At 43.8% G+C, this 14359-nt stretch carries 15 protein-coding genes and 1 other annotated feature; all 15 genes read left to right on the top strand.

The features are described 5' to 3' along the window. Positions 1-52 precede the first annotated feature (52 nt). The 15 genes from GJU40_RS04260 to mltG all read left to right on the top strand — a co-directional run bounded on the left by GJU40_RS04260 (position 53) and on the right by mltG (position 14206). On the top strand, positions 53-742 hold the full coding sequence (locus GJU40_RS04260) for a YczE/YyaS/YitT family protein (protein ID WP_246188265.1): 690 nt from the start codon (positions 53-55) through the stop codon (positions 740-742). Positions 743-752: 10 nt separating this feature from the next. Then, complete coding sequence (gene cymR, locus GJU40_RS04255; RefSeq protein WP_154306506.1) at positions 753-1172, top strand: cysteine metabolism transcriptional regulator CymR; 420 nt, start codon at positions 753-755, stop codon at positions 1170-1172. Positions 1173-1214: 42 nt separating this feature from the next. Further along, complete coding sequence (locus GJU40_RS04250) at positions 1215-2360, top strand: cysteine desulfurase family protein (protein WP_343031385.1); 1146 nt, start codon at positions 1215-1217, stop codon at positions 2358-2360. Positions 2361-2376: 16 nt separating this feature from the next. Further along, on the top strand, positions 2377-3492 hold the full coding sequence (gene mnmA / locus GJU40_RS04245) for a tRNA 2-thiouridine(34) synthase MnmA (protein WP_343031384.1): 1116 nt from the start codon (positions 2377-2379) through the stop codon (positions 3490-3492). Between the two features lie 61 nt (positions 3493-3553). Then, positions 3554-4207 (top strand): tetratricopeptide repeat protein, encoded by a 654-nt coding sequence (locus GJU40_RS04240; protein WP_154306505.1) that lies wholly within the window; start codon positions 3554-3556, stop codon positions 4205-4207. A gap of 18 nt (positions 4208-4225) precedes the next feature. Further along, positions 4226-6586, top strand: a complete 2361-nt coding sequence (gene recD2 / locus GJU40_RS04235; RefSeq protein ID WP_154306504.1) for an SF1B family DNA helicase RecD2 — start codon at positions 4226-4228, stop codon at positions 6584-6586. A 120-nt stretch (positions 6587-6706) separates the two neighbouring features. Next, positions 6707-7192, top strand: coding sequence for a PRC-barrel domain-containing protein (locus tag GJU40_RS04230; RefSeq protein WP_154306503.1), 486 nt, complete (start codon positions 6707-6709; stop codon positions 7190-7192). A gap of 15 nt (positions 7193-7207) precedes the next feature. Next, positions 7208-7399, top strand: coding sequence for a hypothetical protein (locus GJU40_RS04225; protein WP_154306502.1), 192 nt, complete (start codon positions 7208-7210; stop codon positions 7397-7399). Between the two features lie 22 nt (positions 7400-7421). Further along, on the top strand, positions 7422-7556 hold the full coding sequence (locus GJU40_RS04220; RefSeq protein ID WP_154306501.1) for a YrzQ family protein: 135 nt from the start codon (positions 7422-7424) through the stop codon (positions 7554-7556). A gap of 138 nt (positions 7557-7694) precedes the next feature. Next, the gene (locus GJU40_RS04215; protein WP_154306500.1) at positions 7695-8753 is read left to right on the top strand and encodes an AI-2E family transporter; all 1059 of its coding nucleotides are present in this window, start codon (positions 7695-7697) and stop codon (positions 8751-8753) included. Between the two features lie 45 nt (positions 8754-8798). Next, positions 8799-9009 (top strand) — a binding site (T-box leader). Between the two features lie 78 nt (positions 9010-9087). Next, on the top strand, positions 9088-11718 hold the full coding sequence (gene alaS / locus GJU40_RS04210; protein ID WP_154306499.1) for an alanine--tRNA ligase: 2631 nt from the start codon (positions 9088-9090) through the stop codon (positions 11716-11718). A 132-nt stretch (positions 11719-11850) separates the two neighbouring features. Next, entirely contained in the window at positions 11851-12120 is a 270-nt protein-coding gene (locus GJU40_RS04205) for an IreB family regulatory phosphoprotein (protein ID WP_154306498.1), read from the top strand. 3 nt (positions 12121-12123) lie between these two features. Next, positions 12124-12540, top strand: coding sequence for a Holliday junction resolvase RuvX (gene ruvX, locus GJU40_RS04200; protein WP_154306497.1), 417 nt, complete (start codon positions 12124-12126; stop codon positions 12538-12540). Between the two features lie 31 nt (positions 12541-12571). Then, positions 12572-12862: a DUF1292 domain-containing protein gene (locus GJU40_RS04195; protein ID WP_154306496.1), complete on the top strand. Its 291-nt coding sequence runs from the start codon at positions 12572-12574 to the stop codon at positions 12860-12862. A gap of 219 nt (positions 12863-13081) precedes the next feature. Beyond that, positions 13082-14206 (top strand): endolytic transglycosylase MltG, encoded by a 1125-nt coding sequence (gene mltG / locus GJU40_RS04190; protein ID WP_154306495.1) that lies wholly within the window; start codon positions 13082-13084, stop codon positions 14204-14206. The last annotated feature ends 153 nt before the right edge of the window (positions 14207-14359 follow it).

Below are 14359 nucleotides of genomic sequence, written 5' to 3'. Positions count from 1 at the left end.
GTTTACAGAAAGAAGCTGAAGTAGAATCTTCTGCTTGTAAGGGGATGGAAACATGGAGATCAAGCCCGGCAAAAGGCTTCTGAATGTAATGCTTCTGAGATGGTCTATTTATTTTTGCGGTCTGCTTCTTATGGCGCTTGGGATTGTTTTTACGATCAGAGCAGGACTTGGGACTTCTTCCTGGGATGTTCTCCATATCGGCCTTTTTTACACTTTAGGCCTGACAATCGGCACTTGGTCGATTTTAGTAGGTGCCCTCATCCTCACTCTGTCAAGCATTCTTACAAGAGAATTTCCAAAGCTTGGAGCATATGTGAACATGCTGACAGTTGGCATTTTTATAGATCTTTATATGCAGGTTCCTTTTCTGCAAACACCAGTTTTGTTTACAGGCCGGATTACGATGCTGCTCAGCGGATTGGTTATTATGGCGTACGGGATGGCTTTCTACATTTCAGCCCGCTGCGGTACAGGACCAAGGGACAGTTTGATGATCGCTCTTGTTGAAAAAACGGGTTATAGCATTTCCAGGGTTCGCAGGACAATCGAAATTGCTGTATTGCTCATCGGCTGGCTGCTCGGCGGACCCGTGTTTATCGGGACAGTGATTTGCACATTGTTCATCGGAACGCTGGCCGGAATTGCGATTCCGCAATGCCAGCAATTCACTGACGCATTGCTCCGCCGGTTGTTTTATCAAGAAGAGTATGTATCAAACAGTGTTATAAAAGAGAAGATGTAGGAGTGTTGAAATGAAAATCTCTACTAAAGGCCGTTACGGGCTTACGATTATGATTGAACTGGCAAGAAAGTACGGAGAAGGGCCGACATCCCTTAAAAGCATAGCCAAAACGCATGACCTTTCCGAGCATTACCTGGAGCAGCTGATTTCCCCGCTGAGAAATGCCGGGCTTGTGAAAAGTATAAGAGGAGCTTATGGAGGGTATATTCTGGGCAATGAACCTCAAAGTATTACAGCGGGAGATATCATCAAAGTGCTTGAAGGCCCGATCAGTCTCGTTGAAGGTCTGGAAGATGAAGAGCCTGCTAAAAGAGAGCTATGGATCCGCATACGGGATGCGGTAAAAGATGTACTGGATAATACGACTCTTGAAGATCTTGCGAGTCATTCAGATGATGATAATCAAGATTCATATATGTTTTATATTTAACGCTGTTAAGTAAAGTTTAAGTTATGAAAAGGAGGACTTGACGTGCATATTTATCTGGACCATGCAGCTACATCACCGGTTCATCCGGATGTTATTTCCAAGATGTCGTCATATATGGCTGAAACCTTCGGCAACCCATCAAGCATACACTCTTTTGGACGGCAAAGCCGGAAATTTCTGGATGACGCTCGGTACGCTGCGGCCAGAAGCATTTCATGCAAACCCTCGGAAATCATTTTTACGAGCGGCGGGACCGAAGCCGACAATATGGCAATCATTGGGGCGGCAATGGCGAACAGGCATAGAGGCAGACATATCATCACAACTGCCATCGAGCATCATGCCGTTCTCCACTCCTGCCAATATCTCGAAAAAAACGGTTTTGAAGTAACATATCTGCCTGTAAATGAGGAAGGAAGCATTTCTTTAGAGGATCTTCAAAACAGCCTGACGGATTCAACGATACTGGTATCAATCATGTATGCTAACAATGAAGTGGGCACAATACAGCCGATAAAAGAAGTGGGTGCGCTTCTGCAAGAACATGAAGCTCTTTTTCACACAGATGCTGTACAAGCCTATGGAGTGGAAGACATAAAAGTAAAAGAAATTGGTGCAGATCTTTTGTCTGTGTCTGCTCATAAAATAAACGGCCCTAAAGGTGTCGGCTTTCTTTATGCAAAAGAAGGCATCAAGCTGCAGCCTTCCCAATATGGCGGAGAGCAGGAGCTGAAAAGAAGAGCCGGAACCGAGAATGCGGCAGGAATAGCGGGATTTCATGAAGCGATCAGCATAGTTGAGCGTGAGCGCGGGGAAAAACGTGAAAGCCTGAAAGCTTTGAAAGAGGAAATGATTTCCGTTTTTAATTCTGAAGAAGTTCGCTATGAGATAAACGGACATGAGGAAAGAAGTCTCCCTCATATTTTGAATGTGTATTTCCCTGGAACCCACATTGAATCATTGCTTGTGAATCTGGATCTTTCCGGTATTGCGGCCTCAAGCGGTTCTGCATGCACGGCGGGTTCCGTTGATCCTTCGCATGTGCTTGTCAGCATGTTCGGCAAGGAATCAGAACGCTCTGCTTCTTCAGTCAGGTTCAGTTTTGGACTTGGCAATACAAAAAATTCAGTTTCAGAAGCAGCGCTGAAAGTCTGCGGTATTGTAAAAAGACTTACCGCAGCTAAGTAATCAGGAGGTGAGGAACGTGCAAAAGTCTCCTAAAGACACACGTGTAGTAGTGGGCATGTCAGGCGGAGTTGATTCTTCCGTGGCAGCCCTTTTGCTGAAGCAACAAGGATATGATGTGATCGGCATCTTCATGAAAAACTGGGATGATACCGATGAAAACGGTGTTTGTACAGCAACTGAAGATTATAATGATGTCATACAGGTTTGCAATCAAATTGGCATCCCTTATTATGCCGTGAACTTTGAGAAACAATATTGGGAAAAAGTTTTTACTTATTTCCTTGATGAATATAAAGCGGGGAGAACACCTAACCCTGACGTGATGTGTAATAAAGAAATTAAATTTAAAGCTTTCCTGGAACATGCTCTTTCCCTCGGGGCGGATTATCTTGCAACCGGGCATTATGCACAGGTTGCATTCCGTGACGGAGAATATAAAATGCTGAGAGGCCTGGACGACAACAAAGACCAAACATATTTCCTGAATCAGCTTGGCCAGGAACAGCTGTCAAAAGTAATGTTTCCAATCGGCGGCTTAGAAAAGCCGAAGGTGCGTGAACTTGCAAAGGAAGCAGAACTTGCAACTGCTGCTAAAAAAGACAGCACAGGCATCTGCTTTATAGGAGAGCGGAACTTTAAAGAGTTTCTAAGCGGATATCTGCCCGCTCAGCCTGGAATGATGACCACATTAGATGGTGAAGTAAAAGGAAAGCATGACGGTTTAATGTATTACACTATCGGCCAAAGACATGGGCTAGGCATAGGCGGAAGCGGAGAACCTTGGTTTGCAGTAGGAAAGGATCTTGAAAAGAACATTCTTTACGTTGACCAGGGGTTTGATAATGATGTTCTCTATTCCGACGCTATCAACGCTGTAAACATGAGCTGGGTATCTGACAGCAAGCCGGAAGGTGAACTCACCTGTACTGCAAAATTCCGTTACCGCCAGGCGGATAACGAGGTTACAGTCAAGATGACCGGGAACGATACAGCAAAAGTTTCATTCAAAAACCCTATCCGGGCAATCACACCGGGACAGGCAGTTGTTTTTTATAACGGAGATGAGTGCCTTGGCGGCGGAACCATTGATGATGTGTTTAAAAACGGGGAGAGGCTTTGGTATCTGGGCTGATAAAAGAGACCTCAACAAATTTGTTGAGGTTTCTTTTACTTTCTAACAAAGGAGAATCAGTATGAATAAAAATGAACTTGGAATTCAGGCGATGCAAGCAGGAAAAATTGAAGAGGCGGCTAAATACTTTACAGAGGCAATAGCAGAATCCCCGAACGATCCTGTATTGTATGTCAATTTCGGCAATCTTCTTTCAGCAGTGAATGAACAGGAAAAGGCACTTCAGTTTTTCAAGCGCGCCATTGAAATAGACGAAAATACTGCAACCTCCTATTATGGAGCAGGAAGCGTTTATTACGAACAAGAAAAATACCAGGAAGCAAGAGAAATGTTCAATCTGGCAATCCGCAAAGGAATGGAGCATCCTGATCTTTACTTTATGCTGGCTATGTCACTTTTGCAGGATGATCAGCCTCGTCTGGCCCTTCCTTATTTTCAGCGCGCTGTAGAATTGAACGGAGATGATGCAGATGCCCGGTTTCAGTATGGCTTATGTTTGGCAGGAGAAGACAGCATAGATGAAGCAATGACGCAGTTTGAGCTTGTATTGAAGCAGGATCAAAAACATGCGGATGCCATGTACAACCTTGGAGTGGCATACGTGTTTAAAGACAGGCCCGAAGAAGCACTATCCATGTTCAGCAAAGCGCTGGAAGTTCAGCCGGATCATATGCTGGCAGGACACGCCAAAAAGCTGATGACAGACGGGCAGTAAAGGAAGGAAGTGAGAGGGATGGCCAAAGATGGATCTCTTGAATCTGAAAAGTACATAAAGGGCGAAGTAAAAGCAGTCTTTTTTTACAATGAACAAAATCATTATAGTGTACTGAGGGTGCAGGTTCTTGAAACTACGGAAGCACAGATTGAAAAAGATGTAACCGTAACGGGTTATTTCCCTCTCTTCGAGGAAGAAGAAACATATACATTTTTCGGAAAAATGACAAACCACCCAAAGTTTGGAGAACAATTTCAAGCAACACACTTCAGGAAAGAACTTCCTACAACTAAAGAAGGAATTATCCACTATTTGTCTGGTGATCTTTTTAAAGGGATTGGGAAAAAAACAGCACAATCTGTTGTTGAGCACCTTGGTGAGAATGCAATTTCAAAAATACTTCAAAATCCGTCTGTCCTTGATTCTGTTCCCAAGCTGAATTCCGAAAAAGCAAAAGCGCTGAGCGCAGCTTTAAAGCAGCACCAGGGGCTTGAGCAGGTGATGATTTCCCTGAATTCCTATGGATTCGGCCCGCAGCTGTCAATGAAAATCTATCAGGCTTATCAGGACCAAACCATAGAAAAAATCAAAGATAATCCCTATCAGCTTGTTCAGGATATTCAGGGAATCGGCTTTGCAAAGGCAGATGAACTAGGTGAGCAGATTGGCATTTACGGAAACAATCCAGAAAGGCTCAAAGCTGCCATTTTGTATATTCTTGAGCAGGCCAGCCTGCAGGAAGGCCATGTTTATTTAACAGTCGGGCAGCTGCAGGAAAAAGCGAAACAGCTTTTGGATCAGGCAAATCAGGGAATCGTGCTTAACGAGGATATTTTACAATCTGTTTCCCGGTTGTCGGACAGCAAGGATGTCATTCTTGACGAAGAAAAAGTCTATATGCCTGCACTGTACTATGCAGAACAGGGAGTGGCCAGGCATTTGAAAAGAATCTCGTCTCAAACAGAATATGAAGATGCATTTCCTGAATCGGAATTTCTGCTGTCTCTTGGCAGCCTTGAGGAACGGATGAACGTGCAGTATGCTCCATCTCAAAGAGATGCGATCAGAAAAGCGCTGATGTCACCAATCATGCTTCTTACTGGAGGTCCCGGAACAGGGAAAACGACTGTTATCAAGGGGATTGTTGAACTGTATGCTGATTTGCACGGTATTTCGCTTGATCAAAAGGAATATAAAAAAGACAACCCTTTTCCGGTCCTGCTGGCAGCTCCAACCGGACGTGCGGCGAAACGGATGAGCGAAGCCACCGGCCTGCCGGCAGTCACCATTCACCGCCTGCTGGGCTGGAATGGTGCGGAAGGCTTTGATCATAATGAAGATCAGCCGATCTCAGGCAAGCTGCTCATTGTTGATGAAGTTTCCATGGTTGATATATGGCTTGCAAATTCCCTCTTAAAAGCTCTGCCGGAACACATTCAGCTGATTATGGTTGGCGATGAGGATCAGCTGCCTTCGGTTGGACCAGGACAGGTGCTTCGTGACATGCTTTCTTCAGACAGCCTGCCGGCTGCAAGGCTGACTGATATTTACAGACAGGCAGAAGGCTCAAGTATTATTGAAATGGCGCATGACATCAAAAACGGCAAGGTGACGGAAAATCTCCTGTCGCCAACACCTGACCGCTCCTTTATACGCTGTGGAACTCAGCAAATTTCAGATGTGGTGAAAAAAGTCATCGTAAATGCGAGAAACAAGGGATATACTGCAAGGGATATACAGGTGCTTGCCCCCATGTACAAAGGCGGGGCAGGCATAGATATGCTGAATAAGCTGCTGCAGGAAATTTTCAATCCTCCCCATCACAAAAAGCGGGAACTAGCTTTTGGCGATGTGGTCTATCGAAATGGAGATAAGGTGCTTCAGCTTGTAAATCAGCCTGAAAGCAATGTTTTTAACGGGGATATGGGGGAGATTGTCTCTATTTTCTATGCAAAGGAAAATACAGAAAAAGAAGATATGATTGTCATTTCTTTTGAAGGAAATGAAGTAACATATACAAAGCAGGATTTTAACCAGTTCACTCATGCATATTGCTGTTCCATACATAAATCTCAGGGAAGTGAGTTTCCGATTGTCGTCCTCCCGGTAGTGAAGAGCTATTACCGGATGCTTAGAAGGAACTTAATTTATACAGCCATTACAAGGAGCAAGCAGTTTCTGATTCTCTGCGGTGAACCAGATGCATTTCAAAGAGGCATTCAAAGCAGGGAAGGTATAGAAAGGCAGACCACCCTGGCAGCAAAATTATCCGGAGAGTCTTTGAACACTGAACTTCAGACTCTGCAGGATGAGCTGCCGTTCAGCATTCAAGATGCGAACATAGGGATGGAAGGTGTCACACCATTTGATTTTATGTAGGAGACCACAGCGGCGGGCAGATGCCCCGCCGCTTGTTTTTTGTACAATGGTAAGACTTTCACCGTATGCGCTATAGTCTAAATGCAGACTCTATAAATGTTCGGGAGGGTGTGAGTCACTTTGCGAACATTTAAGCACATTAAAGGGATGGCAGTCTACGAACAACATACAGCTGCCATGCTGGGCCGGGTAATTGATTTTTGCATCAGCAGTGATGGAAGCGTTCTTGGGCTCCTGATGAACAGCAAAGGCCTTTTTAAGCCTCACCGGCTGATACCAGCCGGAGCAATCACCGGTTCAGGGGAAGATTGCATCGTAATTGTATCGGAAGACGAGCTCCTGCCCGCACCTCACTCTCAGGGCATTTATTATTTTGAATCCCATCATTCTCTCCAGAATAAGTATGTTCTTTCAACAGAGGGGGAACATCTCGGGATGCTGGAAAATGTATACTTCAGCGATCATTTGGCGAGAATTGAAGCATATGAGCTGACAAACGGGTTCTTCGCAGACTTGTCCGAAGGCAAGATTCTGCTGAATGCCCAAGAGCAGACTTTGTCTGTCAGCAGAGATGCGATTATGATAGCAAATGATTTTGAACCATAGTGAGGTGCCGGGAAGTTGTTTAAGTGTCCAAATTGCCAAAGTAAAGATATTGGAAAAATTGGCGTGAATCAGTATTATTGCTGGAACTGCTTTATTGAATTATCGATTTCAAAGGGCATGATTCATACTCATCAAGTAGAAGAGGATGGATCACTAAGCTCGCTTGATGATCTTTTTCATGAGGATGACCGCTCAATCAGCATGTAATCTAAAACGAGGAGTGATTGTATTGAATCGTACAATGACATCGTTAGTTACACTGGGTCTAGGTGCCGCAGCCGTATATTACGGTTCTCAGCAAATGGGTCATAACGGAAAAAGAACAATGAGACGCTTGAGAAAACAAATGATGAAAATGATGTAATCCGAAGGCCTCTGCTTAAGCGGAGGCTTTCTTTATGCTCCCGTGCAGGTGCAAAGCACAGAGAATTTCTGCTCATCAGCAGCCGCACCGGATAAAATTCCTTCTTTTTCTAAACACTAAGAAAAGGAGGCGGAAGCATTGAATGATAAATATATAAAGCTGCTTTTAAAATTCTTCATCGTTTTACTTGGGCTGCTGTGCATTTATATGTTTTTAAATTTGAAGATAATTTGGAATCCATTTTGGATTATGGTGAAAGCCGTTTTCCTGCCGTTTATTATTTCAGCACTCATTACTTATCTCCTTCATCCAATCGTCGAAAAATTACATGAAACAGGGATGCCCAGATCTCTGTCCATTTTCATCATTTATGTATTATTCTTTGGAAGCGCAGGTTATGGATTTTACCGGGGCATTCCAGTTTTGATTGACCAGCTGATTGAACTGTCTGAAAACATCCCTGCTCTTGCCAGCAGCTATAATAAGTGGCTGTTATTTGTACATCATCAAACAGACAGATGGCCGGATGGCCTGCATGATCGAATAGATATGGCATTTATAAGGGCAGAGAATTGGGTGGCCGGAGGGGCGGAGAGGCTGATTGCGAGTTTAAGAAGTGTGCTGGACTATATTCTGGTTTTGGCCATCATCCCGTTTTTAGTCTTTTATATGCTGAAGGACTTTTCTCAAATGAAAAAAGCTGCCTGGTATCTGACGCCGAAAAGCTGGCGTAGAAAGCTGATTCCCTTTGTGAAGGATGCTGATAAATCTTTGGGAGATTATTTCAGGGGCCAGCTGTTTGTATGTGTCATTATCGGTACACTTGCTTCTTTGTCTTTCTGGTTCACCGGTGTCCGCTATCCGCTTATTCTTGGTTTGCTGATTGGCATTACTAATATTATCCCTTATTTTGGCCCTGTAATCGGAGCTGTTCCTGCTGTTATTATCGCAGCAACCGCCTCAGGGAAAACGGTGATTGTCGTTCTTTTGATTATCGCTGCCCTTCAGTTTATTGAAGGAAATATTCTTGGACCTTTAATCGTCGGAAAAAGCCTTCATCTGCATCCGGTCGTCATCATGCTGGGATTGCTGGCTGGAGGAGAAATTGCGGGGATACCCGGGCTGATTGCAGCTGTCCCGGTGATAGCCGTCCTGAGAGTGGTGGCAGTACATTTGCCGCTTCTAAGGCAGCATTGACAACAGCTGCTTCCTTATTTATAATTCACCATATATCCTAAATAAGCAATCATGCTGAAGAACAAGAGTATGCGTGCAGACCATTCTTAGAGAGGGAATTCCTTGGCTGAAAGAATTCCTGTGTGAAGGGCCGCAGAAGCTAGTTCCGAATTCCGGCAAAACCGGACGCAAAGCCGCGTTACAGGCTGAAATGAAGGTGATGGGCATAACTTGCTCATAATCAGGGTGGTACCGCGAGCAAGCTCTCGTCCCTGTGTAAACAGAAAGCTGTTTACACAGGGACGGGAGTTTTTTGTTTGCCGGATTTCCCATAACAGATAAAGGAGAGTGTAACATGGCGTTATCATCTGCACAGGTAAGACAAATGTTTTTGGACTTTTTTAAAGAAAAAGGGCACTCAGTTGAACCGAGCGCATCACTGGTTCCTCATGAAGATTTTACTTTATTGTGGATTAACAGCGGAGTGGCTACGCTGAAAAAATATTTTGATGGCAGAGTCGTTCCTGAAAATCCCCGAATCTGCAATGCGCAAAAATCGATACGTACCAATGACATTGAAAATGTCGGAAAAACCGCAAGACATCATACCTTCTTTGAAATGCTTGGAAACTTCTCAATAGGGGACTATTTTAAAGAAGAATCTATAGAGTGGGCCTGGGAGTTTTTAACCAGCGAAAAATGGATAGGTTTTGACGCTGAAAAACTGTCGGTTACCATTCATCCGGAAGATGAAGAAGCATTTTCTCTGTGGAAGAATAATATCGGTGTACCTGAAGAAAGAATCATCCGTCTAGAAGGAAACTTTTGGGATATCGGAGAAGGTCCAAGCGGTCCAAATACGGAAATATTCTACGACCGCGGTGAAGAGTACGGCAATGACTCCAGCGATCCTGAGCTGTATCCCGGCGGAGAAAATGAACGATACCTGGAAGTATGGAACCTCGTGTTCTCTCAATTCAACCATAATCCTGACGGCACATATACACCCCTGCCGAAAAAGAATATTGATACAGGGATGGGACTGGAAAGAATGTGCTCCATTATCCAAAATGTGCCGACAAACTTTGATACCGATCTTTTCATACCGATTATTGAAGCGACAGAAGCAATTTCCGGGGAAAAATACCGTGAAAGTGCTGAAAAAGACGAAGCATTTAAAGTTGTCGCAGACCATATCCGAACAGTATCCTTTGCTGTCGGAGATGGCGCACTTCCCTCCAATGAAGGAAGGGGCTATGTGCTTCGCCGCTTATTAAGGCGCGCTGTCCGTTATGCTAAGAAAATCAATATTCATAAACCTTTTATGTATGAGCTTGTACCGGTTGTTGCAGACATCATGGTGGATTTCTATCCAGAAGTAAAAGATAAAACAGACTTTATCAGCAGAGTAATCAAAAATGAAGAAGAAAGATTTCACGAAACACTTCACGAAGGACTCAGCATTTTAAACGATGTGGTGCAGTCTCAAAAGCAGAAGGGAAGCAGTACGATTCCCGGAGCAGATGTATTCCGTCTGTATGACACATACGGGTTTCCTGTAGAGCTGACGGAAGAATATGCAGAAGAAGAGCAAATGGTCATTGATCGCGAAGGCTTTGAAGAAGAAATGAAACAGCAGAGGGAACGAGCAAGAGCAGCGCGCCAGGATGTTGATTCCATGCAGATTCAAGGCGGGGTGCTGGGCGAAGTGAAAGTGGACAGCGAATTTGTCGGCTATAGCTCGCTCACGTCCCTCTCCACCGCTGTTGTTCTTTTGAAAAACGGAGAATATACAGAAGAGGCACATGAAGGGGAAGAGGCTTCACTTATTCTTGATGCAACACCTTTCTATGCAGAAAGCGGAGGCCAAATTGCTGATGAAGGAATTCTCTCAAATGATGAAGTGACCGTCAGAGTGAAGGACGTTCAAAAAGCGCCGAATGGGCAAAACCTTCACAATGTGTATATAGAGAGCGGCACATTGAAAAAAGGAGCTGTGCTCACAGCACAAGTTGACAAAGAAAACAGGGGAGCTGTAATTAAAAACCATACAGCTACTCATCTGCTTCATCAGGCTCTTAAGGATGTTCTGGGCAGTCATGTTAACCAGGCAGGCTCGTTAGTAACAGCTGACCGCCTGCGCTTTGACTTTTCACATTTCGGTTCTGTTACGCAGGAAGAGCTGAAGGAAATCGAAAGAATCGTAAACGAAAAGATCTGGAACAGCCTTGATGTCAATATTGAAATGAAGGGGATTGAAGAGGCTAAAGCTATGGGAGCAATGGCGCTCTTTGGCGAAAAGTACGGCAGCACTGTACGTGTTGTGCAGGTTGGCGGATACAGCCTTGAGCTTTGCGGCGGGTGCCATGTCGAAAATACCGCTTCAATCGGCTTGTTCAAAATACTTTCAGAGTCAGGCATCGGAGCCGGTACAAGAAGAATTGAGGCTGCAACAGGACAGGGAGCCTATCAGCTGCTGAATGATCAAATTCAAATTCTGCAGAATGCTTCTTCCAAACTAAAAACAAGTCCTAAAGATATTGTGGGCAGAGTGGAAAGCATACTTTCAGAATTGCGTGAAGCTCAGCGTGAAAACGAATCTTTAACTGCGAAACTCGGCAATCTGGAAGCATCTAATATTTCAAGCTCAGCTCTACAGGTAAATGGCATCACTCTTCTGTCCAGCAAAGTAAATGCCAAGGATATGAACAGCTTAAGAGCAATGGTAGATGATCTGAAGAACAAGCTGGGATCAGCCGTCATCATCCTTGGAGCTGCACATGAAGGGAAAGTCTTTTTGACTGCGGGAGTGACAAAAGATCTTGTGGAAAAAGGCTATCATGCAGGCAAACTCATTAAGGAAGTGGCATCACGCTGCGGAGGCAGCGGCGGAGGACGCCCTGATATGGCTCAGGCAGGAGGGAAGGATCCTGAGAAGCTTCAAGATGCGTTACACTATGCTGAAGAATGGGTAAAAACGATATAAGATATTCCTGTTTGCAAAATACACTGCTGTAATATTTGGAGGTTCACGCACTGTAGTGTAGAATGAAGATAGACTTGGACAAGTTTGGTTCATTTGCCATGTGAAATGAATCATGGAAAAGAGGTGCAGATTTTGAGTTCGTTTGATAAAACAATGAAATTCAATTTTACGGACGAGTCACTTGAAACAAATGTCAACGATGTGCTGTTTACGGTGTATGAGGCGCTGCAGGAAAAAGGATACAATCCGATCAACCAGATTGTTGGCTATTTGCTGTCAGGTGACCCTGCCTATATTCCACGCCATAAAGATGCCCGCAACATGATTCGTAAACTCGAACGTGATGAGCTGATTGAAGAACTGGTTAAGTCATATTTAAAACACCATCGTGAGGCTAAATAAAGAATGAGACTTCTAGGACTGGATTATGGAACCAAAACGATAGGAGTAGCAGTAAGCGACCATCTGGGCTGGACCGCTCAAGGGCTTGAGACGGTTAAAATTGATGAAGAAAGCGGAGACTATGGTTTGTCAAGGCTTTCTGAAATTGTGAAAACAGAGGGAATCGAAAAGATTGTCCTAGGTTTCCCGAAGAACATGAATGGATCAATTGGTCCACGCGGCGAGGCCACCCAGCGCTTTGGAGAGCTGCTTGAGAAAGAATTTGATTTGCAAGTCGTCCTCTGGGATGAACGGCTGACTACTATGGCAGCCGAAAGAATGCTGATTTCAGCTGATGTCAGCCGCAAAAAAAGAAAAAAAGTCATTGATAAAATGGCTGCAGTGATGATTCTGCAAGGTTATTTGGACAGTTTAAACTAACTGTCAAAACTATTGAATGAGGTGAAACAAAATGGAACATGGTGAAAAACAAATTACAGTAATTGACGAAGAAGGAAATGAGCAGCTATATGAGATTCTCTTCACATTCGAATCTGATACATTCAACAAATCTTATATCCTTTACTATCCTGTAGGTGCTGACACGGATGACGAAGGAGATATCGAAATTCAGGCATCGAGCTTCGTCCCTAATGAGGAAGGCGAAGACGGAGAGCTTGAGCCGATCGAAACAGATGAAGAGTGGGATATGATTGAAGAAATGCTCAATACTTTCCTTGAAGAGGAAGAAGAGCAGGAATAATAAAAAAAGGGCTGCAGGCCCTTTTTTTTGTCCTCAAAAAGTAGCTTCTGCCCCGCAGTTACCCCTGAAACTAAACACTCTCCTGCTGCTGTACATACCTATCTGCTTCCCTCAAAACAGATTCTTTCACTAAGTCAACAGCCAATCTTCCGCTTTTTTGACGAATTTCAAAGAAAAATGTTGTATAATATAAAACTGATGAGAGGGGGCACATATTAGATGTTTAGGTCAAAACTTAATAAAAAAAGCTTACTCGAAAAACAGAGAGATGCCCGGGTAGTGCGAAAAGTTGTGCTGACAGTGTTTATAGCAATCATAATCATCCTGGGAGGAGTCCTCGGAGGCGGTTATTTGTATGTAAACTCTGCACTTCAGCCAGTAAAAGAGGATGATTTAACGCCGGTAGACATCAATATCCCGATTGGATCTTCAGTCAACAATATTGCAGCGATACTGGAAGAGAACAATCTGATAAAAAACAGCCGGATTTTTAGATATTATGTAAAATTTAAAAATGAATCAGGTTTTCAGGCTGGAGACTATCAATTAAACAGAACCATGAGCCTCTCTGATATTACAGAAGCTTTAAAGTCGGGCAAAATTGTGGAAGCTACAGCATTCCGGCTTACTGTGCCTGAGGGAAGAAAGCTGACGGAGATTGCGGAGCTGATTTCTGCCAAAACGCCATTTGAGCAGAAGCAAATCATGGAAGTACTGCAAAATCAAGCTTTTATCGATACGCTTAAGCAAAGATATCCAGAGACACTTACAGATGAAATAGATGGAGAACACATTCAGTACAAGCTTGAAGGATATTTATTTCCTGCAACTTATGATTATTATGATGAAGATGTAACGATTGAAGACATTGTGGATGTGATGGTGAAGAAAACTGACGAGGTGCTTGCTGGTTATCGTGAGAGACTTGCAGAAAGCAGCACCTCTGTGCATAGTTTTCTTACGATGTCATCCTTAATAGAAGAAGAAGCAACACAGCAGGCGGACAGAGACAAAATATCCAGTGTTTTTTTCAACAGGCTTGAAGCAGGCATGCCGCTTCAGACAGACCCAACTGTCCTTTACGCCCTTGGAGAGCATAAAGACAGGGTGCTCTACAAAGATCTTGAAGTAGATTCTCCTTATAACACTTATCGAAACAGGGGCCTCACGCCAGGGCCGATCTCCAATGCAGGAACCACCTCAATGGATGCAGCACTGCTTCCGGAAGAGACGGACTTTTACTATTTCCTTGCAACTCCTGAAGGAGAGGTTATTTTTACAAGAACCCTTGATGAACATAACCGTGAGAAGGCCAAGCATATTACAAATAGAAACGATTCATGATAGAGAGGGGAAAGACGAAAATAATTCGCTTTCCCTTTACTTTTGTGGTAAAATGTATCGAGTTGTAAATCAATGCAAACATTTATTCTTATTGATATAGATTTGGGGAGTTCTTTTTTCTGAAAGGACTCTTCTTTTTGCGAAAAGGGGGCA

Origin of the sequence: Metabacillus lacus (assembly GCF_009674805.1) — a bacterium.
Taxonomy (GTDB): Bacteria; Bacillota; Bacilli; order Bacillales; family Bacillaceae; genus Metabacillus_C; species Metabacillus_C lacus.
This window is presented reverse-complemented; position numbering and strand designations above follow the sequence as displayed.

Excerpts from the sequence above, each read along its gene's own strand:
- GJU40_RS04260 (WP_246188265.1), top strand. The coding sequence starts at position 53 with ATGGAGATCAAGCCCGGCAAAAGGCTTCTGAATGTAATGCTTCTGAGA.
- cymR (WP_154306506.1), top strand. The coding sequence starts at position 753 with ATGAAAATCTCTACTAAAGGCCGTTACGGGCTTACGATTATGATTGAA.
- GJU40_RS04240 (WP_154306505.1), top strand. The coding sequence starts at position 3,554 with ATGAATAAAAATGAACTTGGAATTCAGGCGATGCAAGCAGGAAAAATT.
- recD2 (WP_154306504.1), top strand. The coding sequence starts at position 4,226 with ATGGCCAAAGATGGATCTCTTGAATCTGAAAAGTACATAAAGGGCGAA.
- alaS (WP_154306499.1), top strand. The coding sequence starts at position 9,088 with ATGGCGTTATCATCTGCACAGGTAAGACAAATGTTTTTGGACTTTTTT.
- ruvX (WP_154306497.1), top strand. The coding sequence starts at position 12,124 with ATGAGACTTCTAGGACTGGATTATGGAACCAAAACGATAGGAGTAGCA.
- GJU40_RS04195 (WP_154306496.1), top strand. The coding sequence starts at position 12,572 with ATGGAACATGGTGAAAAACAAATTACAGTAATTGACGAAGAAGGAAAT.
- mltG (WP_154306495.1), top strand. The coding sequence starts at position 13,082 with ATGTTTAGGTCAAAACTTAATAAAAAAAGCTTACTCGAAAAACAGAGA.